The organism is Pseudomonas sp. NPDC086112, from assembly GCF_044746425.1.
Classification (GTDB): Bacteria; Pseudomonadota; Gammaproteobacteria; order Pseudomonadales; family Pseudomonadaceae; genus Aquipseudomonas.
This window is the reverse complement of record NZ_JBIVCD010000012.1, coordinates 36,301-61,020: the sequence shown is the minus strand read 5'-3', so window position 1 is coordinate 61,020 and position 24,720 is coordinate 36,301. Positions and strand designations below refer to the sequence as shown.

The window sequence follows — 24,720 nt, the reverse complement described above, 5'->3', positions numbered from 1 at the left end:
CCTCGATCCGTGCCTGAGTCGGCCAAAAGCCGGGCAAACACGCTGAAAGGTCCACCAAGGCCTCAGTCGCGAGCCATTTCGCGGGCCAATGCCCGGCGGAATAGCGGTTCGAACTCGGCAGCGGCGACACGGTTGGCCACCTCGTAGAAGTCGAAGCGACGACGGTAGGTCGGACGCTTAACGAAGATCAGGATGGGCCGTGCACCGTTGCCGATGCGCTGCCAGATACCCAACGGGCCGGTGCCGTTGCCCGGGCGACCAGCGAAGTAGTCGGGGGCATTGCGATTGCGTCGTTTACTGCGAGTCGTGCGGTTGGCCATGAAACCTGACACACGCTCAGCAGCACCGAGTGCCGACAGTATCTGAACGATCTGCCCTCGACTGATGTTGCCGCTGCCATCCATTCGGGCGCGTCTGCCTGGCACTGCGTACATGTCAGCTGGCATCAAGCCGTAGTGAATCAGCGCCTTCTCGAATCGTTTGTGCGGACGATTGCCACCCTCGATATGCACCGGCAAGTACTTCGAGGCCGCAACACCCGAGCTGGCCTCGTCCTTGACCCACACGCGGGCGGACAACCGCGTGGCTGTGGCACTTCGCTTATAGATCGAGTTCAACGTCCAACGAGTGGGACGATCAAACACCCGGGCTATCTCGGCTTTCTCTGCGATCTGCACCCGCTCAGCGGTGAAGGTCAGTGCCTTGGCCGCTGCAATGGGCACCTTGTTGCGGCTGAGCCCTCGCATGCCCTTCACGATCTTGTCGATGTTGTCGCGCATCTCCAGCCGCATCATTGCCCTTGTTCGCCACCAGTTGCCGATGTCTCGCTGACGCCCAGGCGCTTGGCGGCCCATCGCTCGTACAACCCGATGGCGACATCTGCCCCGGCCATGGCGGTCAGGCAACCCAAGGCCCCGGCTGTCCAGATCGACATGCCGGCGCCGATCATCAGCATCATGGCTGATACACCGCAGACGATACAGGCGCCAGACCGCAGGGCGAGGCGGCGTAACAACGCCCAGCCTCGCGCACCGTCTTTGTCGGCCCGCCACATCTCGCCCGACACGCCACCGACCAGGGCCAGCACGATCACTAACCAGATCGGCATCTCTGCCAGCGCTTGCTGCTCATTCGTCATGTTCTGTCCTTATAGGTTGCGCCGTACACCGAAAATAAAAACCCCGCCGAAGCGGGGTTAGATGACCGGCTTAGGGAAGGCCGGGTGAAGCTGCACAGCACGTGCTCAGTCGGCGACTCAGGCGCAAATCGCACATCGTGGGGACTTTTTACCCGTCTCCGGAAAAACCGAAAAGGGGTCATTTTCGGTTGTTTGACTCGACGCAACTTTGACGCAACTTTGACTCATGTTTGAGGCAAACCACATCGACGAATGGCAATCAGCAGACCCGCGTTCGCCTGCTCATTGATGCCCGCGTGTAGTTGGTTTCCACCGTACCACTGCGACGATCACACCCACGTGTTGTTGCGCTGCGAACGGTCAGTATCAACAACACCTGCTGATGCAAACGATGCACCCAGTTCCTGTAGGTCCGGTCAGCGTCCTCGGCGAGCTGCAACAACCGAAGCTGCTCACGCACAGTCATGGGAGGCTGAACCAAGTATCGATTGCGGGCCAACAGAGCCAACTGGGCGCCCTTCTCCGATTGCCGTTCTAGCTGCGCAACAGCAGCGGCAACTTCGGTACTGGCATGATCCATACCACCACCGGCCGACATCATCAGATCTCGCGACCCCGGAGTACCACGGGGAGCGCAGCCGCCATACTGCATAATTGTCGCCATCGGACTCCCCAAACCGCCGCCGTCGCCAACCTGGCCGTGCTGAGCGCCCCAATGCTGCATCAACGCTTCAACTTCCTCGATCATCGCCCCACTCCCCTGCAAATCGTACCCGACACAAAAAACACCCAACCCGACACAAACCCAACACAGATAAAACCTTATAAATCAATAGTTTTGATTGGTTTGTGTTGAGTGTGTTGGGTTTGTTGGGTATTTCCGTCATCGCATGAAGAAAAAAATCATCCATCAGAAACCGAACGAATAACGTCATGCATGCGCGCACGCGTAGTGAAACCCAACACACCCGACACAACGCCCAAAAACTAGCGGAATAGAAGGTTCCAATCTGTGTGGGGTATCCAAAATCAACCCAACACACACCCGACACACCCAACACACTTTTAGGCATAGTCATGCGGCAGCCGCCTTGATGTGGTCCCAGCTATCCACATGCCAGCCCGCCAGCTTCGCCTTGGCCCGCCAATTTTCCACCTGCTTGCCCAGCTCGGCCGCCTTCAGTGATGGGGGCGGGGAAGCATCCGGATCAGAAGGAAAGAAGAACGCGCCAAAGCGGCGGTTGTTGCCATCGGTCCAGGGAATGGCCCGCGTTTTATCCACCTCGGAACTGATGAACAGTGAGAATTTCGTCTGACTCATGACGTGTTCTTTGTTGCGCTGGCACCATTCGAGGAACAGTGAATAGAGGTCGGTCGACAGACACGGCCCCCAAAGACCGTGGCCCAGTTCGCTGTACTTCCACAGATGAAGGAACGTTTGCCAGCCAGCCCGACTCAAGGCTACCAGGCGCTCACGAGCATCAGTCGATGGCGGTCGGGTCCGTTGGTTGAAGTCGCCCAGATCGATCGACAACAACCAGCCGTACAGCGCCGCGACACCACCCTGCTCCAGCTCCCGCCCGATCGCTTTTTGGCGATCGACTGGCAAAGTTTCCATGGGCCACATCACCAACATGCGCCGGTCACTGTCACTAATCGGCCACGGCAAAATCTCGTTGCTTAGGAAAACCGCGTTCATATGGTTGGCTTCTTCCCAGCCATTGATGAACTTCGATTCCATCCGGACTGTTTTGCCCGTGATCAGGTGCTTGATCTTGCCTACCTGGTTGTATCGCTGATCGCGGCTAACTACCTCTTCGAACACCGACCACAACTTACGGCTTTGCCAGGCGTTGAAATTGCTTTCCAACTGCGTCTGACCGACCGTCGCGGCGTACTGGCCGTAAAGCATGCCTAGGGCATCAGCAAACAGAAGGCTCTTACCCGAGCCTTCCATGATTGAGTGCATCAGAACGGCGGTATCCATCTTGGCGCCCAGATGCTGCAGTGGATACGCCAACCAGCGAATCAGCCAATTGGCCGCTACCTCGTCGTGGTTGCACAAGAATGAAATCAGCCAGCGCAGGTTGGCGCAGGCTTCGTCATCCCTAACCGGCTCCAGCGGCAAGCCATCAAAGGTATTGATAAACACCGCCGGGTCTTTGGTCATAGTCGGATCAAACACGATATGTTCGACGTCCACCGTGCGCCGCTCACTGCTGTTCAACCACAGCGGATAGGTGTCACCCAGCGCCATCTTCACCGCGCCTTCGGCAATGCGCCGCTTCTTCTCCCGGTCCCAAACGTCCTTGGTGCCATCGATGTACACATAGCGATCGGTAGGAGGCATACCCAAAGCGCCACCCTTCTTACCCGCCATACGACGGGTTTGCTCGATGTCGCGGACGTGATCATCAGAGATCAGCCGTTTGCCCATGTCATCCAACCAGGCTTTGGCCAGCGGCTTGCCAACCCGCGCTTCGAACGCAGACTTCTTCATCACTCGCGACTGATCGCAGTCCCACACGTGTGTGGTGCCCTCGACCAAAGCGAAACGACGAAGCAAATGGTCAAGCGTAAGCACCTCCCCCGCCCCCCCGTCAGATGCAGGAGCGGTCTCACTGGCCGCGTCGGCGGCTGTAGGGTTCGGCCCGCTCGAATCATCGGATGGGGTCGGGGGAAGATCGCGCGGCTCCGGTCGCGCTGAATGCGGCATACCCAACACCCGCGCAGCGTCCTTCACCGCCTTTGACTGATCGCCGCCGTGCTTGAGCAAACAGAAGACTTCGAAGGCGTCGTTCTGATGCCCATTCGCGAGCGGATCAGCACCGTGGTGCGAGTAAACCTTACCCTCGCTGATCGTCACCCCAGGCAGACCGGTGCTGCTTTGAGGATACAGCCACTTGCTACCCCGCTTGATATACCCATGGGTGCGCAGCAGCTCTTCAACGTCGTGGCAACGGTTGAATTCGTCGATCACTGATGGTCGCTTGCCTGTCGCAGTTGCTGGGCGCTTGATGACCTTAGCCGGCGGCTTCGTTGGCGCGACCGCCCAGGGGCACGCCGCCTCAGCATCGCGTTTGAAGATGCCCCAGTTTTGCCAGATGGCGAGCAGATCATTGGTCAGCGTCGGCAGACCGTCCGTAGCATTCGGCGGGGTTTTCCAGGTGTAAGGCTTGCCGGTACCCGGATGAATCGACGGAGGGAATACGTCCTGCACCAATCCAGCACGCAATTCAAACACCGTGAAGCGCTTGAACGGATCAGCTTCCGCCCGTGCTGCGGCTTCCCCAGCGCCATCACCCTGCTCTTTCGCTGCCTTGGCCTTGTCCATCAACCCTTTGAAAATCGAACCGTCAGGGTCATTTTCATTCGGCCAAGAAAGCGAATGCCGAGTCAGCTCAACGCCTTCCGGCAATTTGAACAGCACCCGGAACCGTAACGGGTTCCCGACAATCGTAGGGAACACCACCGCCATCGCATCAAGATCGAGGCCCAGCAGCTCATATAGAACGTGCCGTGTCCATTGAACGTCATCAACGTCCAACGAACAGACACGACTCGGCCCAAGCACGACGCCGAGGTTGTGATTTGGGTTTCGTTGCCAGAATGCCTCAGCCGTGACGGCGTCGGTGATATAGCCACCCGGTTTGTTCCACCCCATGCCTTTTGGGGCTTTTTCACCTGGCTCAATGGATACGAGTGCGAGGTCAAAAGTATTGATGTAACGCTTTGCCCATGTGGCGATGGCTATTCCTTTGGCCGGTTCACTCATCGCCGAGCCTCCCGCACCCCCTGACAGTGGACGCAGGTTTCGCAACCCTCAATCGTCTGCTGTCGAAGCAATGGGATAGGTTCGTCGCAGTCCTCGCAGAACTGCGCACTGGCGCGGCTCGATGGCACGCGACGACTGCGGTGAAGGGCAACGTCGAGCAGGTATTGCGCCTGGTCGTTTGCGCGATCGATATCGTCAGCCATTGATGCGATCCTCCATCGCCTGACGGGCACCAGCCATGATGCCGAGGATTTCGCGGATCACATCCATACCCTGCTTTTCGAGGTCAATGACTTCGTGAAGCTCCCAGACGTTATCGGCGGCGCCGTCATGCATTGCTGCCACGAACTCCCCCGTCTCGCCGAGCAACTTGCCAACGGCTTTCAGGGCATCGCGTGTAGCCGGTACCGGCACTGGTCGATACCAGACCGCACCAGCTGGACGCATCAATGCATCTAGCAAGCGCGAGTCACCGGTCAGCCTGATTACTTCCTCAAGCTCATCCGGGTTCAGCCAGCGGCGTTCTTCATCGAGTTTGAGTTTCTTCTGAAGGGTGTCGTTGTCCAACACCATGTCAAAGGCAAGGGAGGTAATTCCACCCTTGTAGTCACGACCAGCGCGATAGATCGCCTGGCGTAGTGGAAGGACCGGACCAGCGTCCGGCAAAAGATCTGTGCGACTCATAACCGTAAATCCCCTGTTTACGGTGTAGCCATAGGACAGGGCAAACCCTATCCTACGACCACGACCGATGTGCATGTGCTGTGTATCGTCGTAGTCGGGCTGGGGGATTCTTTGGTGAGAGGCCCCAGCCCGGCACCTTTTAAGCAGCCGACTTCACGTCAGTCGCTTCTTTTTCTTGGGTGTAAAGGCTCTCAATGGCCTTTCCGGTTACATACCGAACATCTGCACCTTTAGCGGCACGATTAATAGTCGGCTGTGTTGTTCCTACTCGATCTGCAATAACCCGTTGGGATAGCCCAGACCGCAGTAATTCCGCGAGCATTTCTTGGATAGTCATCTTGTTCACCGATGCGCTTTCGCATTGAGCAAAACAATACACAAACGCATTGATTGATTCAATACAATCGGCGATACGTTTTTGAATCAAGGCAGAGAAAAGTGATTGGTGACCGCATCGCTCAACGCATGCAGGAAATGGGGTTATCCGAGGGCGAACTTGGCCGGCGCTCTGGCGTACCGCAACCAACAATTCATAGAATCGTGACGAATGCAGTAGCCAGTCCGCGTCATGAGAATGTTGAAAAGATCGCCAAAGCTCTCAAGGTCAGCAGCAACTGGCTCTGGAAGGGAGGCGAACACAAAGACCCAACCGCTGACCAGGCCACGCGCTCATCTGCGTCTGAATACAACGTGGAACCTGGACCAGCTATCAAGGGATATGTCCCATTGATTTCATGGGTACAAGCGGGCGCTTGGTGTGAAATTGAGGATGTGCGAACGCTTGATGACGCTGAGATATGGCTTCCCTGCGCCGCATCGCATAGCAGCCAAAGTTATGCCCTTCGAGTGCGCGGGCTTTCGATGTTTAACCAACACGAACGCCGATCCTTTCGAGATGGCGACATCATTTTTGTAGATCCAGCGAAAGATCCGGAGAATGGCTCGTTGGTCATCGCAAAACTAGTTGATAGCCAAGAGGCGACGTTTAAGCAGTTGGTGATGGAAGGAAATCGACGGTTCTTAAAACCTTTGAACCCCGCATGGCCGGAACCCATTATCGAATTAGGAACCGATGCGATAATTTGCGGAGTCGTCTTTTCGAAGCTCGAAATTTTTTAATACGTAACGGAATTAAACAAAGCCCGCTTCATGCGGGTTTTTTGTGGCCCATCCAAAAATCAATTCAAACACGTATTGACTGGATCAATACGTATTTGTATCGTCTGCATCGTATACCTCTCACCAAAGAGTACGAGCCATGCAAACACAGCACAGCAAAACCCGCTGCCCGGTCTACCTACATGCTTCAGCATGCAGCAGCCGCGCCGCAATTGAAACAATCCAGCTCCGCACCGGGCTTCTGGTCATCACCACCTCAAAAGGCCGCATTGCCACAATCAAGCCAGCCGACATTGCTGCGCTTGATGAGGCACCTGCCCCATTCGGCGGTGACGCAGCATGAATGACTATCTGATTCCGCTCGCTAAGCAAGAACTTCTACACAACATCCTGCAGGTGGGTGGTGCGGCTGTGTGTCCACTCCAGCGCCCAGAGCAAACCATCCATGCGAGCTTCGAAGTCGAGCTCACCGACGATAGCGCAGTCATCAGCGTCGACTTCGGTGGTCACTCCGGACACCTGACGCTCAAGCGTTCGGATCGAGCCAATCACCTGCACCTCAGGGAGTTCATTCAGGACATTGCCAATGGCCGAATCGAGTCAGCGCAGCCGCCCGCACCGAACCCAGAGCTCGCGCACTTGGCCACACAGATGCATCGAATGCTGGACGAGTCGGAAGCCTTAATTAATGGCCTTCGCAAACTGCTCGTAGCCTAAGGACAGCGCCATGAACCGTACCCTGAACGAAACGGCCGCAGTGCTCGGCCTCAAGCCCCGCGCCTTCCGCACAAGGCTGCGGGAACTGGGCATTTTGAATAGCAGTGGTGACCTCGCCAGCCAGTACCGAGAGCGAGGGCACCTGTACTCGGACCAACGCAGCATCTTGATCCCGTCTCTCAACAAATGCCGTCACTACTCCGTGGTGATGGTGAAGAAAGACGGCGTGGATTGGCTGGCCAAGAAGCTGGGAATCACCATTACCAAAAAGGATGCCGTCGCATGAAAACCAATCAACTCAACGCCTATACCCAAGCGCTCGGCGCCCTGAAGCTAATCCCGATCTACCTGAGCTGCCCAGGCGTGATAAGCCGCGCCACGATCCTAGGGGCCTCGACTGAAGCAGTCCAGCTGCTGGAAAGCGTGCCAGCGCTCAGCACAGAACTGGCTGAAGTGTTCCGTTGTGTAAACAACGTAATCCACGAAGACCAGACCGCCTATGTCACCCCGACCAACTCGCCCGAATATCCCTTCGGTGCCGTAGTAGCTGATGCAGATGGCCACGTCTGCGCCGCCGGCATCGGCAAAAGCAAAGAAGGCCTCGCTGAATTGATCCGCCTCAAGCTGCTGTCCCAGCCGGAGGGGTTCGGGGAGGACGCAGCGTGAGCAACACACTAGAACAACTACGACGCCAGTTCGCTACGCCCTGCCCGTCCCTGACCGCAGTACGCGAACAGTACTTCACGCATATCCGCACCGACCGCTACCTGCTGAACGAGATCAAGGCCGGGCGCATCGCGCTGGTTGTGAAACGCCTACACGACTCGGCCCGCGCGAAACGGGTGGTCTACCTGCACGACCTGGCCGACTTCCTCGATGCCCAAGCGGCCTGATTCAACGGTAGCCCCTGCCATCTAGGGGCGAACAACATGCACTCAAAGAGGCACAGCACATGAAACCTACTGACACAGGGCTGAAGGTCCAGATCATCCGCCTTCGCGTTGCCGTTCTCACCGACGGTGAAAAGCCTCTGCTGCGCCTGCGCTGGATTGGCGAAGAGCAACTGCGCGAAGACCTCGCACAAGAATTCAAGGATGTCGTTCAACAGGAAATCGGCGGCGGCGCGAAGCTGACCATTGGCAGCTTCAATCTGAGCTAAAACCACTGCAACACCCCGCCAAGAATCCCGGCGGGCCCTATCGAGGTATACCGCATTTTGGCTACAGCGGCTTCTCTTGGACCACTAACACCGGAAAGTGATACATGAATACTTTTTTTTTACTAATAGCCCAATATGATGGGAAGGCAGTAATTCCACTAGACCGAGTATGTTCGGACTATATGAATCTTACTGTCGAAAAATTTAAAGCGAAACAATCTTCCGGCGAGATAAACATACCCATCACTCGCCTTGGCACTAACAGCCAAAAAGCGGCGCTAGGAGTTCACATCAAAGACCTCGCCGAATACATTGATCAACAACGAGAAAAAGCAATAAAAGAGCAAAGGAAAATTATATCCTAATAGCAAAAACGGGACTTTCAGTCCCGCTTTCACTGCAACTTTAAAAAATCAATAAATTTTATTGACTCCCCATCCTCCCTGGCAACCGAAGAATGAAGCGTCTGAGCGCATCTGGCACGGGTGCTAATACCGCAAAAACCCTAACTGACTCACCTCGAGGATCAAACTTAACTCCAATCTTGCTTCCAAAATGCTTAGGCTGCTCCGACGTGCGATCAGCTTTATAATAAGTGAGCATCTCCACGAAAAATCCGAAAAGAAATTTACCCCTCCAGTCAATTATGGGGTCTAACTCCAAAAAAGCTTGATCATTAAAGTCCACGCTAGAATAATCAATAAACTCAGGCCATCCTACAAGTTCAAAAACATCATTATCTGTGGCGACCACAGCATCATCTTCAAACTTCAAATACTTACGAATTTTATTTTCAATCCCAGACAAGGGAATTTTATTTTTGCGAGCATAGTAAATTATTTGATTAACAGGTCGCATAACATCAACGAACTCATTAAGTCTGGCGCCATAATGCTGAACAATAGCATCAACGCAAGCACTATCATTACTGGCCTCACACTTATACTCGGAGCCTAACAAGTCATAGAGAACGTCAGGGCCAACCATCTGATTCTCAATTGAGTAGCCATCGGTGCAATAGACATCATCGCCCTCAGGATAACCCTTGAAACCATCAAAATCCCGATCTATGAAGTAAGCAATATTAGGGTCGTTAAGCTCCCTTTTTGTCAGCAGCTGTCTAAACGCTAAAAGTTGCTCTTTCCCCTTGGAAAGAATTGGAGCAAACGTATGATCGTTCGCCACCAATCTAAATACAGTTCCGTAATATGGAAGATCATCATTACCTTCAAATACACATATTAAGGAGTTCTCCCCTTTGCTTCTGATACTACTATATTGCTGCAAGACAACCTGGGGAATTTCACGGGCTTTTCGCATAGAGTCAATTAAGCCCGCTCCGCGTGTTTGCTGAGACAGCTCGACCATACTCATTCCTGCGGCCTCTCATATTTTACTAACAACGGCTCAGCAAATGGATCAAGGTCGTTATCAAAAATAAATGGAGAGTGAGTGATAGCAATTAGCTGACTGCAACTTGGCGCAGAAAGTATATCCATCAAAAACAGTCGCTGCCATGCTAAAGACAGAGACAGTTCAGGCTCGTCTATTAATACTATATACCGATTACCAGGACTCAAATGCAATCTAGCAAAAATAGATACAATCTGCTTTTCACCTGACGACAAATCATTCAAACTTAAAGGATCGACACTATAAGGAATTCTCACATCAACTGACAATGCCAGCTTATCAAATACAACCCTCTTTTCAGGCTTGGAACTTGTTTCAAACGCAGAAGTTTCCCAATAGTTATTGATGACTTGAGCAAATCCTTCAATAGATTGTTCATCCGCTTGAGTTTGCGTATAAATATCCAACATCTGAAACAAGTAGGATCGAAGACTATCATAATTAGTCTTATTGATTTCGCCACTCTTAATCAGACTCCAAAGCTTCTCGGCCGTAGCTCCTTGAGCTTCACCCAAACGAGTAAGAACTAAAGTCAGCTGAGTATGGAGAGCTTTATCTTCGACAGCTATTGACGGAGGAGATTTCGTAGTGGGGGACAACAGGTCTTCAAGTGATTTAACACTCAAACGAGAATAGGCGTCAAATGTTTGAGCTTTAATCCTATCTCTAATAACTTCCAGCCGCTCTTCAACATCAGCCATTCCGAACCAGATTAGAGTGTCGTCAGTCTTGGAGTCCAATTCAAATACAGGAAACCTATTTCTACGACTTTTCCGAAAGTTAAATTCAGAGAACTCTGCCTCAATACGCCTGAAAGTAGGTAAATATAATACTTCCACGCCATCTAAACCTTGATCCACGTATGAAACCAATGTTTGATAAGCGGCATTACTTTCAATTCTGGGCATTGCACGCACAAACAGATCTTCTGTATCTTCCTGATCATACGGACCGTTCAGATATACTCGATTATAGGCCTCCTCCAAGCGGAGCCCCTCATAATCGGTGTGACTATACTTTGAGAAAATATAATTTATATCTTGAACCTTGAGACCAAACTCCAACAGCTCATCAAACGCCGAGTTTTCCTGCGATTTCAAGTTTGTAGCAAACAGGTCTTTTTTTGACACAACCAACATATCAAGATCTTTAAACTTAATTACAAGCTCGGAAAAATCGATTATAGAAAGCTTTGCAAGTTTTTTTGACAGCACTGCATAAAGTGCATTCAGCAACGTTGTTTTACCAGTCCCATTTTCCGCAGCTACAATTTTTATTGAGCTGGCCATTCCCAATGTCAGCTGCTTATACTTATTTACCCCACGCAACTCGAAATATTCAAGCAAAGGGTGAGGCAAATTATTTACATCCAACTTCATTCGCATTTCGCATCTCCATTTGCATATAAAAATTACCCATCACCTGCTCTTGTTAAAGCGGGTATTTTCTACGACGCATACACAAGTGGCATTACAATAAACTCGCGCCCACCTGTATCGGTACAAGTATCAATTTTTATCTATATCACAACCAATCGTTTCATCCACTCGAGTCCTTTGTAGCAGTCGCCGCTCCCTTTAAGATGCGTATAACGCCTCAGAGAGTTCCAATCCCTATGGCCAGATACACTCGAAACTCTCGGAATGTCCCAACCTATTTCAAAAAGTCGACTCACCCCATCGTGCCTCAAATCATGGAAATGTAGATCGTTGATGCCCAAAAATAAACAAGCTCTTGTAAACGAAGCAGAAACTGATTTGGCATTATAGGGAAAAATCACGTCAGCAACCCTAGGCATGGTATGCAAAATCGCCCACGCCTCATCAGGCACATGACACCACACGTTATTACCAATCTTCTGCCCGGGGTTCTTCATATCCCGCACCAGGACGGCCTGCCGCGCGCAGTCGAGATCGTCCCAACGAATCCGCGTGATCTCCTCCTGACGGCGTGTCGAGAAGATTGCAAAAGCGATTATCTTCGGCATGTGAATCGAGCCCGGCCGGCGCACCTGCATCTCGAAAAAGTGCTTCATTAGTTTATCCAGCTCTTCCGGGGTAGGTCGGCGATTGCGCTCCTTGCTCTTGCTCACCATGCCGAGTTTGCGCAACACCTTACGGGCGTCTGGCATTGCCAGTGGATCGACCTCGTAACCCCAGGCCGGCCGCGCCACAGACAGCACCGCACCCAAGTGCGACAAATCATTGCCGACCGTCTGCGCCTGCACGCCGCCGCCCTCTTTGCTCATCCGCCACTGCGCGAACTCCACCAGCTTCTGACTGGTCAGCGCCGAGTCGTCGAGCTCACCCAACCAAGTGTCCTTGATCGCGTTCAGCGTGGCGTTCTTGGTCTTGCCCAGCGGACGGATCTTTTCGTATTCCTCCAGGTACTGCTCGATCATCTTCTTGACCGTCACACCCTTGCGATTCGCGCGCTCGATGCCACCAGGTTCCGCCAGCTCCGTCTCCCGACGCTTGATCCAGGCCTGGGCGACCTGCTTGCGGTCGAAGGTCTGGCTTTCCTGATAAACTGTCTTCCCGTCCCGATTGATCCGTATTTGCGCCGTATAGGCCGTCGAGTTGTCCTTGCGCTTGCGCGATGTGATCGTGCCCATTTCCAGTTGCTACATTGCTGAGTTCGCTTGCTACATTGTAGCAACCGACTTCGAAAAACAAGGAAAAATGGGTAAAAACCGCTGTATAAAAGATCAGTATCAATGAATTTCGAAAAGCCTGAAGCGCCCGTAAACACTAACCAAGCCCGTTCCGAGCCGTCTCGCCGCTTCAGCGTGGCGCCGATGATGGATTGGACCGATCGCCACTGCCGCTTCTTCCTGCGCCTGCTCTCCAAGCACGCCCTCCTCTACACCGAAATGGTCACCACCGGCGCGCTCCTCAACGGCGACCATGACCGCTTCCTGCGTCACAACGAAGCCGAACACCCGCTCGCCCTGCAACTCGGCGGCAGTGTCCCGCTGGACCTGGCAGCCTGCGCACGCATGGCCCAGGACCATGGCTACGACGAGGTAAACCTAAACGTCGGCTGCCCAAGTGATCGGGTGCAGAACAATATGATCGGCGCGTGCCTGATGGGGCATCCGCAGTTGGTGGCCGATTGTGTGAAGGCGATGCGTGATGCGGTGTCGATTCCGGTGACGGTGAAGCATCGGATCGGGATTAATGGGCGGGACAGTTACGAGGAGTTGTGTGATTTCGTCGGCACGGTTCGGGATGCCGGGTGCACGAGTTTTACCGTGCATGCGCGGATTGCGATTCTGGAGGGGCTGTCGCCGAAGGAGAACCGTGACATTCCACCTCTGCGCTATGACGTGGCGGCGCGGTTGAAAACGGATTTTCCAGAGTTGGAGATTATTCTCAATGGCGGAATCAAGACGCTGGAGGCTTGTCACGAGCATTTGCAGACGTTTGACGGCGTGATGCTGGGCCGTGAGGCGTATCACAATCCTTATGTGATGGCTGAGGTGGATCAACAGCTGTTCGGCAGCAAGGCGCCGGTGATCAGCCGGGCCGAGGCGCTGGCGCAATTGCGGCCTTATATCGCCGAGCATCTGCTGGCGGGTGGGTCGATGCACCATATCACCCGGCATGTGCTGGGGCTGGGCACCGGGTTTCCGGGGGCGCGGAAGTTTCGGCAGTTGTTGTCGGTGGATATTCATAAAGCCAAAGAGCCTTTGGCGTTGCTGGATCAGGCTGCGGAGTTGCTGGAGGGGCGCTAACCGTCACCTGCGTTGAACCTGTCCCCCATTTCAGCATCGTATCTACCGATACCACGCCCCGCCTTTCAAACATCCGTTTTCAGGATGTTGCCGCTGGGGCTATCGATACACGTACGCGCCCTTGAGTGGCTGCAAGCGCTCGGGTAATGTCATTAGACCCATAGGACAGAGCACGCTCATGACTTCCAAGCTGGAACAACTCAAACAAATGACCACCGTGGTTGCCGACACCGGCGACTTCGAAGCAATCGCTCGCGTTAAACCGGTGGACGCTACCACCAACCCTTCCCTGCTGCTCAAAGCGGCGGCCATTCCCGCTTATGCCGAGTTGCTGAACGCTTGCGTTCACGACTGCAAGGGCGATGTGGGCCTGGCCAGCGACCGTTTTGGCGTTGCGGTAGGGCAAGAGATTCTGAAGGTTGTACCGGGCCGTATTTCCACTGAGGTGGATGCGCGCCTGTCGTTCGACACTGACGCCGTATTGAAGCGTGCGCACCGTCTGATCGACCTGTACGACAAGGCCGGCGTTGGCCGTGACCGTGTGCTGATCAAGATCGCTTCGACCTGGGAAGGTATCCGCGCTGCCGAGAAGCTGGAAAAGGAAGGCATCCAGACCAACCTGACCTTGCTGTTCTCTTTCGCTCAGGCTGCGGCTTGTGCTGACGCTGGGGTTTTCCTGATTTCGCCGTTCGTTGGCCGTATCTACGACTGGTACAAGAAGGCCACCGGCAACGACTACACCGGCGCGGATGATCCGGGCGTGCAGTCGGTGACGCGCATCTACAACTACTACAAGGCCAATGACTACAAGACTGTGGTCATGGGTGCGAGCTTCCGTAATCTGAATCAGATCGAGCAGTTGGCCGGTTGTGATCGGTTGACCATCAGCCCGGATCTGCTGGAGAAGCTGGCGGCGGATACTGGTAAGCTGGAGCGCAAATTGGCGCCGGGGCATGCTGGCGAGGCGCGTCTGAGCCTGAATGAAGCGCAGTTCCGTTGGTTGTCCAATGAGGATGCGATGGCGACCGAAAAGCTGGCTGAGGGGATTCGTCAGTTTGCTCGGGATCAGGAGAAGCTTGAGGCGTTGTTGCAGGCCAAGCTTTGATCTAGTTCGAAGCTGTGCAAAAAGGGCGAACCTTAGCGGGTTCGCCCTTTTTTGTGCGTTGTGTCCCGTCCTGAATAAGGTTTACACCTTCTGATCCGTTTTTCAGGAGGACGTAATGAAATCAGCAAAAAGGCGTAGTCAGCGCGACTACACGCTGACCTTTAAATTGTCGGTCGTCGATCAGGTCGAAAAAGGCGAGCTGAGTTATAAAGAGGCTCAGGAGCGCTACGGGATTCAAGGCAAAACGACCGTTCTGACGTGGTTACGCAAGCATGGTCGGCAGGATTGGAGCCCAGGCACATACATTGGCTCGCCGAGGATGGGGTCTATGCCCGACAAAAACCGACCATTAACGCCAGAGCAACGCATCAAAGAGCTTGAAGAACAGTTGGCGCTGTCCAATCAGAAAGCGCAGTTTTTCGAGGCGGTCGTGGATGTTTTGAAAAATGACTACGGTCTCTCTGTCGTAAAAAAGCGTCCCGGCAAGTCCTCGCGCAAAAACGAATCCAAAACCTGAGCATCAGCAGGGCTTGCCAGTTCATGGGGATAAGCCGACAGGCTTACTACAAACGCAATCGCGCCTACGCTGCTCGTCTGGTTCTGGATCAGAAGGTTGCCGATTTCGTTCAGCAAAAACGTCAGCGGCAGCCGCGTTTGGGCACCCGAAAGCTGCATTATTTGCTGCATTGCCAGCCTCAACTTGAGCTGCAAGTGGGTCGAGATCGGCTGTTTTCGATCCTGCGGGAAAGACGTTTATTGGTGGCTCGCAAGCGGGCTTATCACAAGACGACTGACAGCCATCATCGCTTCCGACGCCATCCGAACCTGCTCAAGCCAGGTCCTGATCAGGTTGTTCCAAGCGGCCCGGAACAAGTCTGGGTGGCTGACATCACCTATTTGCCAACGCAGGAGGGTGTGGCCTATCTGAGCCTGGTGACGGATGCCTTTTCGCGAAAGATCGTGGGCTATCACGTCCATGAAAGCCTGCACACCGAGTCGGTAGCACACGCACTGCGCCGGGCGGTAAAGCACCGTCGAACGGAGCAGTCGCTGGTTCATCACTCGGATAGAGGCAGCCAGTATTGCTCGGGGATGTACCAGGAACTGCACGCGAAACACGGCATCAGGTGTTCAATGACGGACGGCTATGACTGCTACCAAAACGCCTTGGCGGAGCGGGTCAACGGAATATTGAAGACAGAGCTTTTGCTCGAGAGGCCACAGGATCTAACGCAGGCGAAGAAGATGGTGAGTGAGTCGGTATCGATCTATAACGGTGAGCGACCGCATCTGTCTTTGAAATACAAAACGCCCGATGCGGTGCATCGGGCGTTAGGGTGAAACAGGTGTAAACCTATTTCAGGACTAGACATTGATGTTGGAGATTGAATAGGCTTCGCGCTGGGGGATGTGGTGATCGTTATGGCGCCTTCGCGGGCAAGCCTCGCTCCTACAGGGATTCGTAGTGGGTCGGGATGGTGAGTTTACGCGGGGCTAGTGTGGGATCAGACCGACCCACACCGTTTCAGGGGAATCAGTGCCGCTCCAGCGCATTCACCAGGTCATGGAACGCCTCACGGTTGGAGTCGTTCAGGCCCATGAGGATTTTGTGCGCTTCGAGGACTTTGACGCGCACCACTTCTTCGGACTGATCCTGGTCTGGCAGGTCGGTCAGGCATTCAGGGCATGGGATTGGGCGATCAACGATGTTGAACACCTGCTCAAAGCCCATGGACTGCAGCAAACGGGTGATGTCTTCGTGGGTGGTGACGACGGTCGGCAGCAGGCCGACCTTTTGCCGCGACAGGATCGACAGTTTGGCCAGCAGGCCCAGGGTGGTGCTGTCGATGCTGCGGGTTTCGGTCAGATCGATCACGATGGCGTTGAAATTCAACGCGGTGAAGATCCGCTCAATAGTCGCATCCAACGCCGAACACAGGGTCAGGCGAACTTCACCGACGAACTTCAGGACGAAGGTGCCATCCTGCTCGGCGAACTGGATTCTACCGGTACTCATTAAAGATTCCTGCTCAACACCAACAGGGCGATATCATCCGGCATCTCCCCTAGCGTGGCCAATCCAAAAACCTGGCGCAGACCATCCAGGCTGCCGCCCGCTGCCTTCACCCGTTGAGGCAAAGCAGCTTCTTTATCTTTGAGTGTGGGTTCTGGCAAAAGGTCCAAAATGCCATCAGACATCAGCGTCAGGCTGAACACTGGTGGCAATTCCAGTACGTGGTCTTCGTAGCTGGCTTCATTGAAGAGGCCCACCGGCAGACCGCGCCCTTCCAGGTAACGAACACTGTCTGGCGTGTACAACACAGGCAACGGCAGATGACCGCCGATGCTATAGGTCAACAAACCGGTCTCCTCGTCGATGACTCCACCGACCATTGTGACGTGTTTACCCAGCTTACAACTGATCAGGCCCCGGTTGATATGACCAAGAACCTCTGAAGGCTTGAACTCCGGCAATGTGCCGTTGCGCTTGGATTCGAACAGCAAGCGCGTGGTCATGAACTTCAGCAGCACGGTAACGAAGGCTGAAGAGGCGCCATGGCCGGAAACGTCCGCCAGGTAAAACGCTACCCGACGCTCATCGACCCGAAAGTAGTCGACGAAATCGCCCGACAGGTACAACGACGGAATGATCTGGTGTGCAAACTGGAACTCGTTGATGCTCCAGGGGCTGACCGGCAGCATGTTCATCTGCACCTGGCGACCGGCGTTCTGGTCTTCCTGGAGCAGGTTCAGGCTGGCTTCGAGCTCGCGGTTGGCCTTTTCCAGCTTCTCGCGATAGCGCTGGTTTTCCAGCAGCAGGCGCGCACGATCCAGGGCCCGGCGCACGGAGTGCTCGAGCACGGCCAGATCTTCAAGAGGCTTGATCAGATAGTCCGCCGCGCCCAGGCGCAGGGCCTCGACCGCGTCGTTCATCACGCCCGCGCCCGACACCACGATCACCGGGGTTTGCGGCGACAGCTCGGTGACCTGGCGAATGAGTTCGAGTCCGCCCATCTGCGGCATGCGCAGATCGCAGATGACCAAGTCGGGCTTGTCTTGCTCGAATACCTGAAGACCCTGCTGGCCGTTGCTGGCCTGCAGGACACTGAAACCACTGTCTTCCAAGTAGGCCGCGAGGCTCGCGCGCACTACTTCGTCATCATCGATTATCAGCAGCGTGGCACTGGTTTTTGGCATGTGGGCAAACGGCGCCAGAATTAGGTTGGCGTAGCAGGCTGGGCATTGGCCCCGCACACACTACTGGATTCGCTTTCTAGCCTCTCTGCCGCACCGTTTTCGAGCGTTAGCCCTACTTACAGGTACACCAAAGGTGCCCTTCTAAGGCGCAGACGGTACTCCCATCCGCGAGGCGTTTCAAGCTCACGCCGATGGTCGCTTGACGTCTTTACTTGTCAAATCACCGGGAGTTATAAGAACAGGCAAAACCGTAACCCAAAGGAAGGATCGAGCCCATGAGCCAAACTGATCGGGACTACAGCGAAAAGCGCGATTTCATCCGCATGCGGGTCGATGCCGATGTGGCGCTGATTCATGAAGGCGACGAGGTGCCAGCCGTCTGCATCGACCTTTCCAGCAGTGGCATGCAAGTTGAGGCGCCCCGCTTATTCAAGGTCGGTGACCATCTCAGCGTGCGGATTGATTCCGATCATGCAGCGCTCAAAGGCCTTGAGGCCGATACCGAAGTGGTGTGGGTGAAAACACAGGAGGGTTCCAATCAGAAACTCGGGCTTACAATCCTGAAAATGAAATAGCCCCGAATTTACCAGCAAGCCAAACGAAAGAAGGCGGCCAGATGGCCAACACCCGTCAGTTAAGGCGCGGAACCTGTGGGAGCGGGCTTGCTCGCGAAAGCGGTGTATCAGGCGACATCAATGTTGACTGTGCCGCCGTCTTCGCGAGCAAGCCCGCTCCCACATGGATGGCGCCTGAACTGACTGACATTGGGCCAAATGGCCGCCTTCTTCGTTTTACCGGTCGAGATTAAAAATCGTCTTCGACCTGGCCGTCCTTGACCTTGAATTCGCGATTTTGCAGGTACGCATTGCGAATAAAGGTGTATTTGTCGCCGCTGACCAGCTTCTCGGCCGACAGCAGGTTGGCGCGGGCGTCGACGATGTTCAGGCCGAAGATCGAATTACGCACCGGCACGTCGTGGATGTAGCGGTACGGGCCGGTATAGCCGTCGACATACTTGGAAGGCGCATCACGCAAGGTGCTTGGACCCAGCAGCGGCAGCATCAAGTATGGGCCGCTGCCCACGCCCCAGTAACCGAGGGTCTGGCCGAAGTCTTCATCATTGCGATGCAGGCCCATCTGAGTGCCCACGTCGAAGAAGCCCAGCAGGCCGAAGGTGGTGTTGAAGATCAAACGCGCGGTATCGACGCCTGCCGCAGCGGGCTTGGCTTGCAACACGTCGTTGGCGAGGTTGGTCACGTCGCCGACGTTGCGAAACATGTTGTGGATGCCATCTTCCAGAAACTGCGGCGTGACGAATTGATAGCCCTGAGCCAATGGCTTCAGTGCGTAAGTGTCGACAAAATCGTTGAACTTGTAGATCGGGCGGTTAATGCTTTCCCAAGGGTCTTCTTCCGTGGCCGCCTGGGCCGCGAACGGAGCCAGCAATACACTGGCACACATACAAAGCTGAACGAGCTGATTGCTCCAGCGCATAGAGAAACTCCTTGGATTCGTACTGGCGCGGGGGCTTGGCCCAGGCGCAAAGGCCGCTAGTATATGACGGAAAACCCGGTTTAGGCAGCATCGTGCGCGATGGCCTCCGGATGATTCTCCTGGCTGGAAGCGATTCACATCAGTGTCACTCAACTGTCACCGTCCACGAATAGCCTTGTTACTATTTCAAGGATGTTGATATGCCACGCGCCGAAACCACGCCTCTCATCGCCCCCAGCCTGACCGCGGTACTTTTCGGCCTCAGCGGATGCCTGGTGGATTTCGGCGCACGTACTCGCCAAGGTGGCACACTGACTGCCGAGCATGCCGAAGTCACGCTTGGCGCTCTGGACAGCCTGTCCAGCTTGCAGCGCCAACAGATTCCTTGCGCCTGGCTCGATGAACTGCCCCCCGCCCTCAGCCACTCTCTGGCCGGGGCACTCCCGGAATGGATCAAACCTTCGCAACACCTGGCAACAATCAATCCATGGCCAGCCCCGAACGCCTGTTGGCAAGCCTTGATGGCGTTGAATGTCGAACGTCTGGACGGTTGTGTGCTGGTCAGCGGCGAACCGCGACTCCTGCAATCGGGCCTGAATGCCGGGTTGTGGACCATTGGCCTGGCGTCCTGCGGCTCGCTGTGCGGGCTGGCCCCCAGCGAATGGCAGGTCTTAAGCCAAAAGGAACGGGAACATCTGCGCGGCAAGGCGACAATGCAGTTGTTCGGCCTGGGCGTGCATTCGGTAATCGATCATCTGGGCGAACTCGACACCTGCCTGGCCGATATCAGCCTGCGCCGGCTCAAGGGTGAGAAGCCCTGATCGAGATCATGCAGGTTGCCCGGGAGTGGATTAATCTAAAGGTCAGCCGTAGACCTTTGGCGCGCCGCTGCGGTCTATGCCAGTGCCTATCGATAAAAGGAAGAACGCCATGCCTGCCCGCGAACTGCAAGAACAGCTCAACAAACTGCGCGAGCAATTGGAACAGAATCCACCGCTTACCGAAGCCGAGCGCGCTGACCTGCACGCGCTGATGCAACAGATCGAACTGGAACTTGAACTCGAAACCAAAACCCAGGACACCAACCTCGCCGACAATGTGAACCTGGCCGTCGAGCGCTTCGAACTTGAACACCCGACCCTTGCTGGCACCTTGCGCAACATCGTGCAAGCGTTGGGCAACATGGGGATCTGAACCCGCCAGATACAAAAAAGCCCTGCTATCGATAGCGGGGCTTTTTAATGCCTGCGACCTGAAATGCAATCCCTTGTGGGAGCGGGCTTGCTCGCGAAAGCGGTCTAGCAGGCACTTTCATGTTGAATGTGCCCACGTCTTCGCGAGCAAGCCCGCTCCCACATTGGAGCTTTACTGACGAACCAGCCGATGGTTCGGCAATTGCACTTCTTCCGTGCTGCGATACGGGTTGATGTCCAGCCCGCCACGACGCACATACCGTGCATACACCGTCAGCTTCTCTGGCTTGAGCAACCGTTGCAGGTCGAGGAAAATCCGCTCCACGCACTGCTCATGGAAGTCCGAGTGCTGACGGAAGCTCACGATGTATTCCAGCAAACTCGCATGGTCCAGCGCCGCGCCGCGATACTCCACCGCTACGCTGCCCCAATCCGGCTGACTGGTGACCGGGCAGTTGGATTTGAGCAAATGGCTGTGTACGCACTCTTCAATAATGAGCGACTCATTGCACCGCAGCAGTTCCGGACGCGGATGCTCGTAGTTGCTGACGCTGATATCCAGCTCATCGATACACACACCCGGCAACGCCACGACGCCTTCCGCCTCAACATCTTTCAGGCTGCGAATCCGCACGCCCACCGGTTTGCCGGCTGCGGTCGAAAGGTCTTTTGCCAGCGTCGCTTCAAGGCTTGCGGTGTCGGCAAACGCTGTTTGGTTCAGCGAGTTGAGGTACAGCTTGAACGACTTCGATTCGATGATGTTCGGCGAATCCGCCGCAATGCTGAATTCGCCAATCGCCACCACGGGCTTGCCGGACGGCAACAGCCACGACAGCTCGAAGCAGTTCCAGAAGTCCACGCCCTTGTACGGCAGGGTTTCAGCCGTCAGGCCCAGCTCGGCCCATTTCGCGGTGCGCGGGATCGGGAACAGCAGGGACGGCGTGTAGGTGGCGATGTATTCGCTGGACTTGCCCAGCGGCGAATGTTCGGCTGCGGGATGCATGACGGAAACCTGACTGAAGAATCAGCGGATTCTACCAGCCTTTGCTCCCGCCTTTGAGTGCTTACTGACTGACTGTCAGTTTGCCGACCATACCGGCCTGATAGTGACCGGGGATATTGCAGGCAAATTCCAGGTTGGTGGCCTTGGTAAAGGTCCAGGTCAGCTCGGCGGTTTTGCCCGGCTCCACCAGCACACTGTTCGGATCATCGTGTTTCATCCCATGCCCTTTGGAGGAATGGTCCATTGTGGCCATGGAGCCGTGGTCCATGGCCTTCATGCCTGTAGGCATCAGCATGCCGCTTTGCTGCATCTGGAGCATTTCCTGCTGATGCCGGGCATGCATCGCCGCGTCGCCGAGGTTGAATTCGTGCAGTAACTGGCCTTTATTCACCAGTACAAAACGCACGGTTTCTCCGGCCTTGATATCAATCGCCTTGGAAGTGAAGGACATATCGCCCATCACCACTTCAACGCTACGGGTAGCATTGGTCGCTGCCGCCGGTTGACCGAAGTCGTAGGAATGCGCCGGCGAAGCCTCCAGTCCCAAGCTCAGAGTCAGCAAGCAAGCGGTCAGTACCAGACGATTTTGCAAAAACATAGTCGCACTCCAACAAGATGAGGTTCAGCTTGTGGGAAACTTAACCCGCGGGCTCTGCCAGCCACCTGACAGGCAGATTACAACTTTGTCAGGTTGGCCTGTCTCGCCGCCGCCCACGGTATAACGCACCGTTCCAACTGCCCGAGTCGCCCATGAAACTGCTGATTGTCGAAGACCAACCGAAAACTGGCCATTACCTGCGTCAGGGCCTGACCGAGGCCGGTTTCACCACCGAACTGGCGGCCGATGGCAGCACCGGCCAGCAACTGGCGTTGAGCGGCGATTACGCCTTGTTGATCCTCGATGTGATGCTGCCCGGTCGCGATGGTTGGCAGATTCTGCAAGCAGTGCGCGGTGCGGGCCTCGACACACCAGTACTGTTTCTTACAGCGCGAGACGCCGTGGAGGACAGGGTTCACGGCCTGGAACTGGGTGCCGACGACTATCTGGTCAAGCCGTTCGCCTTCTCCGAACTGCTGGCGCGGGTTCGCAGTCTGCTGCGTCGCGGCAGTGCCACGCCTCAGGAAACCAGCCTGCAACTGGCCGACTTGCGTCTGGATCTGATTCGTCGCCGGGTCGAACGCAACGGTCAGCGCATCGACCTGACCGCCAAGGAATTCGCCCTGCTGGAAATGCTCCTGCGACGTCAGGGTGAAGTTCTGCCCAAGTCGCTGATCGCTTCCCAGGTGTGGGACATGAATTTCGACAGCGACACCAATGTGATCGAAGTGGCGATCCGCCGTCTGCGCCTGAAGATCGACGATGACTTCCCGAACAAGTTGATCCACACCGTGCGCGGCATGGGCTATGTCCTTGAAGAGCGCCCTGCCTGATGCGCCGACTCTCTCTAAGCAATCGTCTGGCGCTGCTGTTCGCAGCTTGCACTGCCGTGGTGTCGTTGTTCGCCGGGGTGTTGTTCAGCCGCGCCAGCGAGGCGCACTTTGTCGAGTTGGACCAGCAGTTGCTGGATGGCAAGCTGATTGGCTTGCGCCGGGCGCTGGATGACATTCCGTCCAGCGAAAGCGAGACCAGACTGGCCGATGAATTGAGCCGACAAGCCGATCTTTCGCTGCGCATCATTGGCAGCGACGGCCAACGCTTGTACGACAGCTCGGCCCGTTTACCCAAAGACTTGCCGCGCCAGTTGGGCCTGTCGACGATGAGCGACGACGGCACTGACTACCGCGTCCTGAATGCACCGCTGTTCCCCGACAAACCCGATTCACCGCAACTGACCTTGTTGCTGGACATCACCCATCACCAACATTTTCTGCAGCGCATGCAGCATCTGATTTGGCTGACGGTCAGTTTGTCGGCGCTGGCCACTGCTCTGCTCGGAGCCTGGGCCGCACGCAGCGGTTTGCGCCCGTTGCGGCGCATGAGTGCGGTCGCCAGCGGCGTGTCGGCGCAATCGCTCAACGCTCGCCTGCCAGAAGCAGACATGCCGCCAGAGCTCGAGGAACTGGCTTACAGTTTCAACGCCATGCTCGGACGCCTCGACGACTCTTTTCAGCGGCTCTCGGCGTTTTCCGCCGACATCGCCCATGAACTGCGCACACCGCTGTCGAACCTGCTGACCCACACCCAGGTCACCCTCACCCGCCCTCGCCCCATCGAGGATTACCGCGAAGCACTGCACAGCAATCTCGAAGAACTGCAATGGATGGCGCAACTGGTCAACGACATGTTGTACCTGGCCAAGGCTGACCACGGCTTGCTGATGCCCAAGCGCGAAGCGCTGGAACTGTCGGAGGAAGCCGATGTGCTGCTGGAGTTTTTTGCGCCGCTGGCCGAGGACGCTCAGGTGAAATTGAGTCGTGACGGCACCGCGCGCATGCAGGGCGACCGCAGCATGTTGCGTCGGGCGCTGTCCAATCTGCTGGACAATGCACTGCGGTTTACCCCGGGCGGTGGCGAGGTTCGGGTGAAGATTGTTGAACAGCCTACAGGGCTGAGCCTGACGGTTGAAAACAGCGGGGAAGTGATTTCTGAAGACTTGTTGCCGCGCTTGTTTGACCGCTTCTACCGGGCAGACCCGGCGCGCCGTGAAGGCAGCAGTGAGCATGCGGGGTTGGGATTGGCCATCACCCAGTCAATCATCCGCGCCCATGGCGGGCAGATTCGTTGCGAATCGGATAAGGGATGGACGCGGTTTGTGATTGAGTTGCCGAAGGGGGATTGAGGCCAATAGTGCCCGCGAAGAACGATGACGTAATAAACCTGTACCCACAAAAAACGCGGCCCATTGGCCAATGCCAGTCAGTTAAGGCGCAAATCTATGTGGGAGCGGGCTTGCTCGCGAAGACGGCGGCATAGTCAACATTGATGTCGCCTGATACACCGCTTTCGCGAGCAAGCCCCCGCCCCCAGGTTCCGCGCCGTAACACA

29 protein-coding genes and 1 pseudogene are annotated in these 24,720 nt (G+C 55.5%); 16 read left to right on the top strand and 14 right to left on the bottom strand.

From position 1 onward, the window contains the following. Positions 1 to 62: 62 nt before the first annotated feature. The 6 genes from ACIPLA_RS11425 to ACIPLA_RS11400 all read right to left on the bottom strand — a co-directional run bounded on the left by ACIPLA_RS11425 (position 63) and on the right by ACIPLA_RS11400 (position 5,597). Positions 63 to 794, bottom strand: coding sequence for a hypothetical protein (locus ACIPLA_RS11425; protein ID WP_401173184.1), 732 nt, complete (start codon positions 792 to 794; stop codon positions 63 to 65). Then, positions 791 to 1,138 carry a phage holin family protein gene (locus ACIPLA_RS11420; protein ID WP_401173183.1) on the bottom strand — a complete coding sequence of 116 codons (348 nt, stop codon included), beginning with the start codon at positions 1,136 to 1,138 and terminating at the stop codon, positions 791 to 793. The genes ACIPLA_RS11425 and ACIPLA_RS11420 overlap by 4 nt, the downstream gene beginning before the upstream one ends. Positions 1,139 to 1,397: 259 nt before the next feature. Next, positions 1,398 to 1,886, bottom strand: coding sequence for a hypothetical protein (locus tag ACIPLA_RS11415; protein ID WP_401173182.1), 489 nt, complete (start codon positions 1,884 to 1,886; stop codon positions 1,398 to 1,400). Positions 1,887 to 2,213: 327 nt separating this feature from the next. Next, on the bottom strand, positions 2,214 to 4,913 hold the full coding sequence (locus ACIPLA_RS11410; protein ID WP_401173181.1) for a DUF5906 domain-containing protein: 2,700 nt from the start codon (positions 4,911 to 4,913) through the stop codon (positions 2,214 to 2,216). Beyond that, positions 4,910 to 5,116, bottom strand: a complete 207-nt coding sequence (locus tag ACIPLA_RS11405) for a TraR/DksA C4-type zinc finger protein (protein WP_401173180.1) — start codon at positions 5,114 to 5,116, stop codon at positions 4,910 to 4,912. Before ACIPLA_RS11405 ends, ACIPLA_RS11410 begins: the two co-directional genes overlap by 4 nt. Continuing rightward, positions 5,109 to 5,597, bottom strand: coding sequence for a phage regulatory CII family protein (locus ACIPLA_RS11400; protein WP_401173179.1), 489 nt, complete (start codon positions 5,595 to 5,597; stop codon positions 5,109 to 5,111). Before ACIPLA_RS11400 ends, ACIPLA_RS11405 begins: the two co-directional genes overlap by 8 nt. Positions 5,598 to 6,035: 438 nt before the next feature. Here ACIPLA_RS11400 and ACIPLA_RS11395 point away from each other — a divergent pair, with 438 nt between their 5' ends. From ACIPLA_RS11395 to ACIPLA_RS11360, 8 genes are all read left to right on the top strand, one after another. Beyond that, positions 6,036 to 6,716, top strand: a complete 681-nt coding sequence (locus tag ACIPLA_RS11395) for a LexA family protein (RefSeq protein ID WP_401173178.1) — start codon at positions 6,036 to 6,038, stop codon at positions 6,714 to 6,716. 139 nt (positions 6,717 to 6,855) lie between these two features. After that, on the top strand, positions 6,856 to 7,059 hold the full coding sequence (locus ACIPLA_RS11390) for a hypothetical protein (protein WP_401173177.1): 204 nt from the start codon (positions 6,856 to 6,858) through the stop codon (positions 7,057 to 7,059). Further along, on the top strand, positions 7,056 to 7,433 hold the full coding sequence (locus tag ACIPLA_RS11385) for a hypothetical protein (protein WP_401173176.1): 378 nt from the start codon (positions 7,056 to 7,058) through the stop codon (positions 7,431 to 7,433). Before ACIPLA_RS11390 ends, ACIPLA_RS11385 begins: the two co-directional genes overlap by 4 nt. Positions 7,434 to 7,443: 10 nt before the next feature. After that, a complete protein-coding gene (locus tag ACIPLA_RS11380; protein WP_401173175.1) occupies positions 7,444 to 7,719 on the top strand; it encodes a hypothetical protein in 276 nt (91 codons plus the stop codon). Continuing rightward, positions 7,716 to 8,099 (top strand): hypothetical protein, encoded by a 384-nt coding sequence (locus ACIPLA_RS11375; RefSeq protein ID WP_401173174.1) that lies wholly within the window; start codon positions 7,716 to 7,718, stop codon positions 8,097 to 8,099. The genes ACIPLA_RS11380 and ACIPLA_RS11375 overlap by 4 nt, the downstream gene beginning before the upstream one ends. Continuing rightward, complete coding sequence (locus ACIPLA_RS11370) at positions 8,096 to 8,326, top strand: pyocin activator PrtN family protein (protein ID WP_401173173.1); 231 nt, start codon at positions 8,096 to 8,098, stop codon at positions 8,324 to 8,326. The genes ACIPLA_RS11375 and ACIPLA_RS11370 overlap by 4 nt, the downstream gene beginning before the upstream one ends. A gap of 59 nt (positions 8,327 to 8,385) precedes the next feature. Next, positions 8,386 to 8,592: a hypothetical protein gene (locus tag ACIPLA_RS11365; RefSeq protein ID WP_401173172.1), complete on the top strand. Its 207-nt coding sequence runs from the start codon at positions 8,386 to 8,388 to the stop codon at positions 8,590 to 8,592. A 104-nt stretch (positions 8,593 to 8,696) separates the two neighbouring features. Next, positions 8,697 to 8,957: a pyocin activator PrtN family protein gene (locus ACIPLA_RS11360; protein ID WP_401173171.1), complete on the top strand. Its 261-nt coding sequence runs from the start codon at positions 8,697 to 8,699 to the stop codon at positions 8,955 to 8,957. 58 nt (positions 8,958 to 9,015) lie between these two features. On the opposite strand, the gene ACIPLA_RS11355 is transcribed toward ACIPLA_RS11360, so the two are convergent. From ACIPLA_RS11355 to ACIPLA_RS11345, 3 genes are all read right to left on the bottom strand, one after another. After that, entirely contained in the window at positions 9,016 to 9,960 is a 945-nt protein-coding gene (locus ACIPLA_RS11355; protein WP_401173170.1) for a DUF4435 domain-containing protein, read from the bottom strand. Positions 9,961 to 9,962: 2 nt separating this feature from the next. Continuing rightward, positions 9,963 to 11,390 carry an AAA family ATPase gene (locus ACIPLA_RS11350; RefSeq protein WP_401173169.1) on the bottom strand — a complete coding sequence of 476 codons (1,428 nt, stop codon included), beginning with the start codon at positions 11,388 to 11,390 and terminating at the stop codon, positions 9,963 to 9,965. A gap of 134 nt (positions 11,391 to 11,524) precedes the next feature. Then, positions 11,525 to 12,619 (bottom strand): site-specific integrase, encoded by a 1,095-nt coding sequence (locus tag ACIPLA_RS11345; RefSeq protein WP_401173168.1) that lies wholly within the window; start codon positions 12,617 to 12,619, stop codon positions 11,525 to 11,527. Between the two features lie 102 nt (positions 12,620 to 12,721). On the opposite strand from ACIPLA_RS11345, the gene dusA reads away from it, so the two are divergent. The 3 genes and pseudogenes from dusA (at position 12,722) to ACIPLA_RS11330 (ending at position 16,215) form a co-directional block, all read left to right on the top strand. After that, positions 12,722 to 13,741 (top strand): tRNA dihydrouridine(20/20a) synthase DusA, encoded by a 1,020-nt coding sequence (dusA, locus tag ACIPLA_RS11340; RefSeq protein ID WP_401173167.1) that lies wholly within the window; start codon positions 12,722 to 12,724, stop codon positions 13,739 to 13,741. Between the two features lie 178 nt (positions 13,742 to 13,919). Further along, positions 13,920 to 14,846: a transaldolase gene (gene tal / locus ACIPLA_RS11335; protein WP_008007128.1), complete on the top strand. Its 927-nt coding sequence runs from the start codon at positions 13,920 to 13,922 to the stop codon at positions 14,844 to 14,846. A 115-nt stretch (positions 14,847 to 14,961) separates the two neighbouring features. Further along, a pseudogene (locus ACIPLA_RS11330) lies at positions 14,962 to 16,215 on the top strand (IS3 family transposase). Between the two features lie 165 nt (positions 16,216 to 16,380). On the opposite strand, the gene rssC reads toward ACIPLA_RS11330, so the two are convergent. Both rssC and rssB read right to left on the bottom strand, forming a co-directional pair. Then, on the bottom strand, positions 16,381 to 16,863 hold the full coding sequence (rssC, locus tag ACIPLA_RS11325; protein ID WP_007897104.1) for an anti-sigma factor antagonist RssC: 483 nt from the start codon (positions 16,861 to 16,863) through the stop codon (positions 16,381 to 16,383). Then, a complete protein-coding gene (rssB, locus tag ACIPLA_RS11320; protein ID WP_218399100.1) occupies positions 16,863 to 18,044 on the bottom strand; it encodes a two-component system response regulator RssB in 1,182 nt (393 codons plus the stop codon). Before rssB ends, rssC begins: the two co-directional genes overlap by 1 nt. 275 nt (positions 18,045 to 18,319) lie before the next feature. On the opposite strand from rssB, the gene ACIPLA_RS11315 reads away from it, so the two are divergent. After that, complete coding sequence (locus ACIPLA_RS11315) at positions 18,320 to 18,619, top strand: PilZ domain-containing protein (protein ID WP_218399099.1); 300 nt, start codon at positions 18,320 to 18,322, stop codon at positions 18,617 to 18,619. Between the two features lie 229 nt (positions 18,620 to 18,848). Here ACIPLA_RS11315 and ACIPLA_RS11310 read toward each other — a convergent pair whose 3' ends face one another. Further along, entirely contained in the window at positions 18,849 to 19,538 is a 690-nt protein-coding gene (locus ACIPLA_RS11310; protein ID WP_218399098.1) for a VacJ family lipoprotein, read from the bottom strand. Between the two features lie 200 nt (positions 19,539 to 19,738). Here ACIPLA_RS11310 and ACIPLA_RS11305 point away from each other — a divergent pair, with 200 nt between their 5' ends. Both ACIPLA_RS11305 and ACIPLA_RS11300 read left to right on the top strand, forming a co-directional pair. After that, positions 19,739 to 20,359, top strand: a complete 621-nt coding sequence (locus tag ACIPLA_RS11305) for an HAD family phosphatase (protein ID WP_218399097.1) — start codon at positions 19,739 to 19,741, stop codon at positions 20,357 to 20,359. Positions 20,360 to 20,468: 109 nt separating this feature from the next. Beyond that, positions 20,469 to 20,732 carry a DUF4404 family protein gene (locus ACIPLA_RS11300; RefSeq protein WP_123497830.1) on the top strand — a complete coding sequence of 88 codons (264 nt, stop codon included), beginning with the start codon at positions 20,469 to 20,471 and terminating at the stop codon, positions 20,730 to 20,732. Positions 20,733 to 20,903: 171 nt separating this feature from the next. On the opposite strand, the gene queF is transcribed toward ACIPLA_RS11300, so the two are convergent. Together queF and ACIPLA_RS11290 are read right to left on the bottom strand one after the other, a co-directional pair. Then, on the bottom strand, positions 20,904 to 21,734 hold the full coding sequence (gene queF, locus ACIPLA_RS11295) for an NADPH-dependent 7-cyano-7-deazaguanine reductase QueF (protein ID WP_401173166.1): 831 nt from the start codon (positions 21,732 to 21,734) through the stop codon (positions 20,904 to 20,906). Positions 21,735 to 21,795: 61 nt separating this feature from the next. Continuing rightward, a complete protein-coding gene (locus tag ACIPLA_RS11290) occupies positions 21,796 to 22,332 on the bottom strand; it encodes a plastocyanin/azurin family copper-binding protein (RefSeq protein WP_401173165.1) in 537 nt (178 codons plus the stop codon). 152 nt (positions 22,333 to 22,484) lie between these two features. On the opposite strand from ACIPLA_RS11290, the gene ACIPLA_RS11285 reads away from it, so the two are divergent. Then, entirely contained in the window at positions 22,485 to 23,165 is a 681-nt protein-coding gene (locus ACIPLA_RS11285; RefSeq protein ID WP_218399094.1) for a heavy metal response regulator transcription factor, read from the top strand. Then, positions 23,165 to 24,514 carry a heavy metal sensor histidine kinase gene (locus ACIPLA_RS11280; protein WP_218399093.1) on the top strand — a complete coding sequence of 450 codons (1,350 nt, stop codon included), beginning with the start codon at positions 23,165 to 23,167 and terminating at the stop codon, positions 24,512 to 24,514. Before ACIPLA_RS11285 ends, ACIPLA_RS11280 begins: the two co-directional genes overlap by 1 nt. Positions 24,515 to 24,720: the final 206 nt, after the last annotated feature.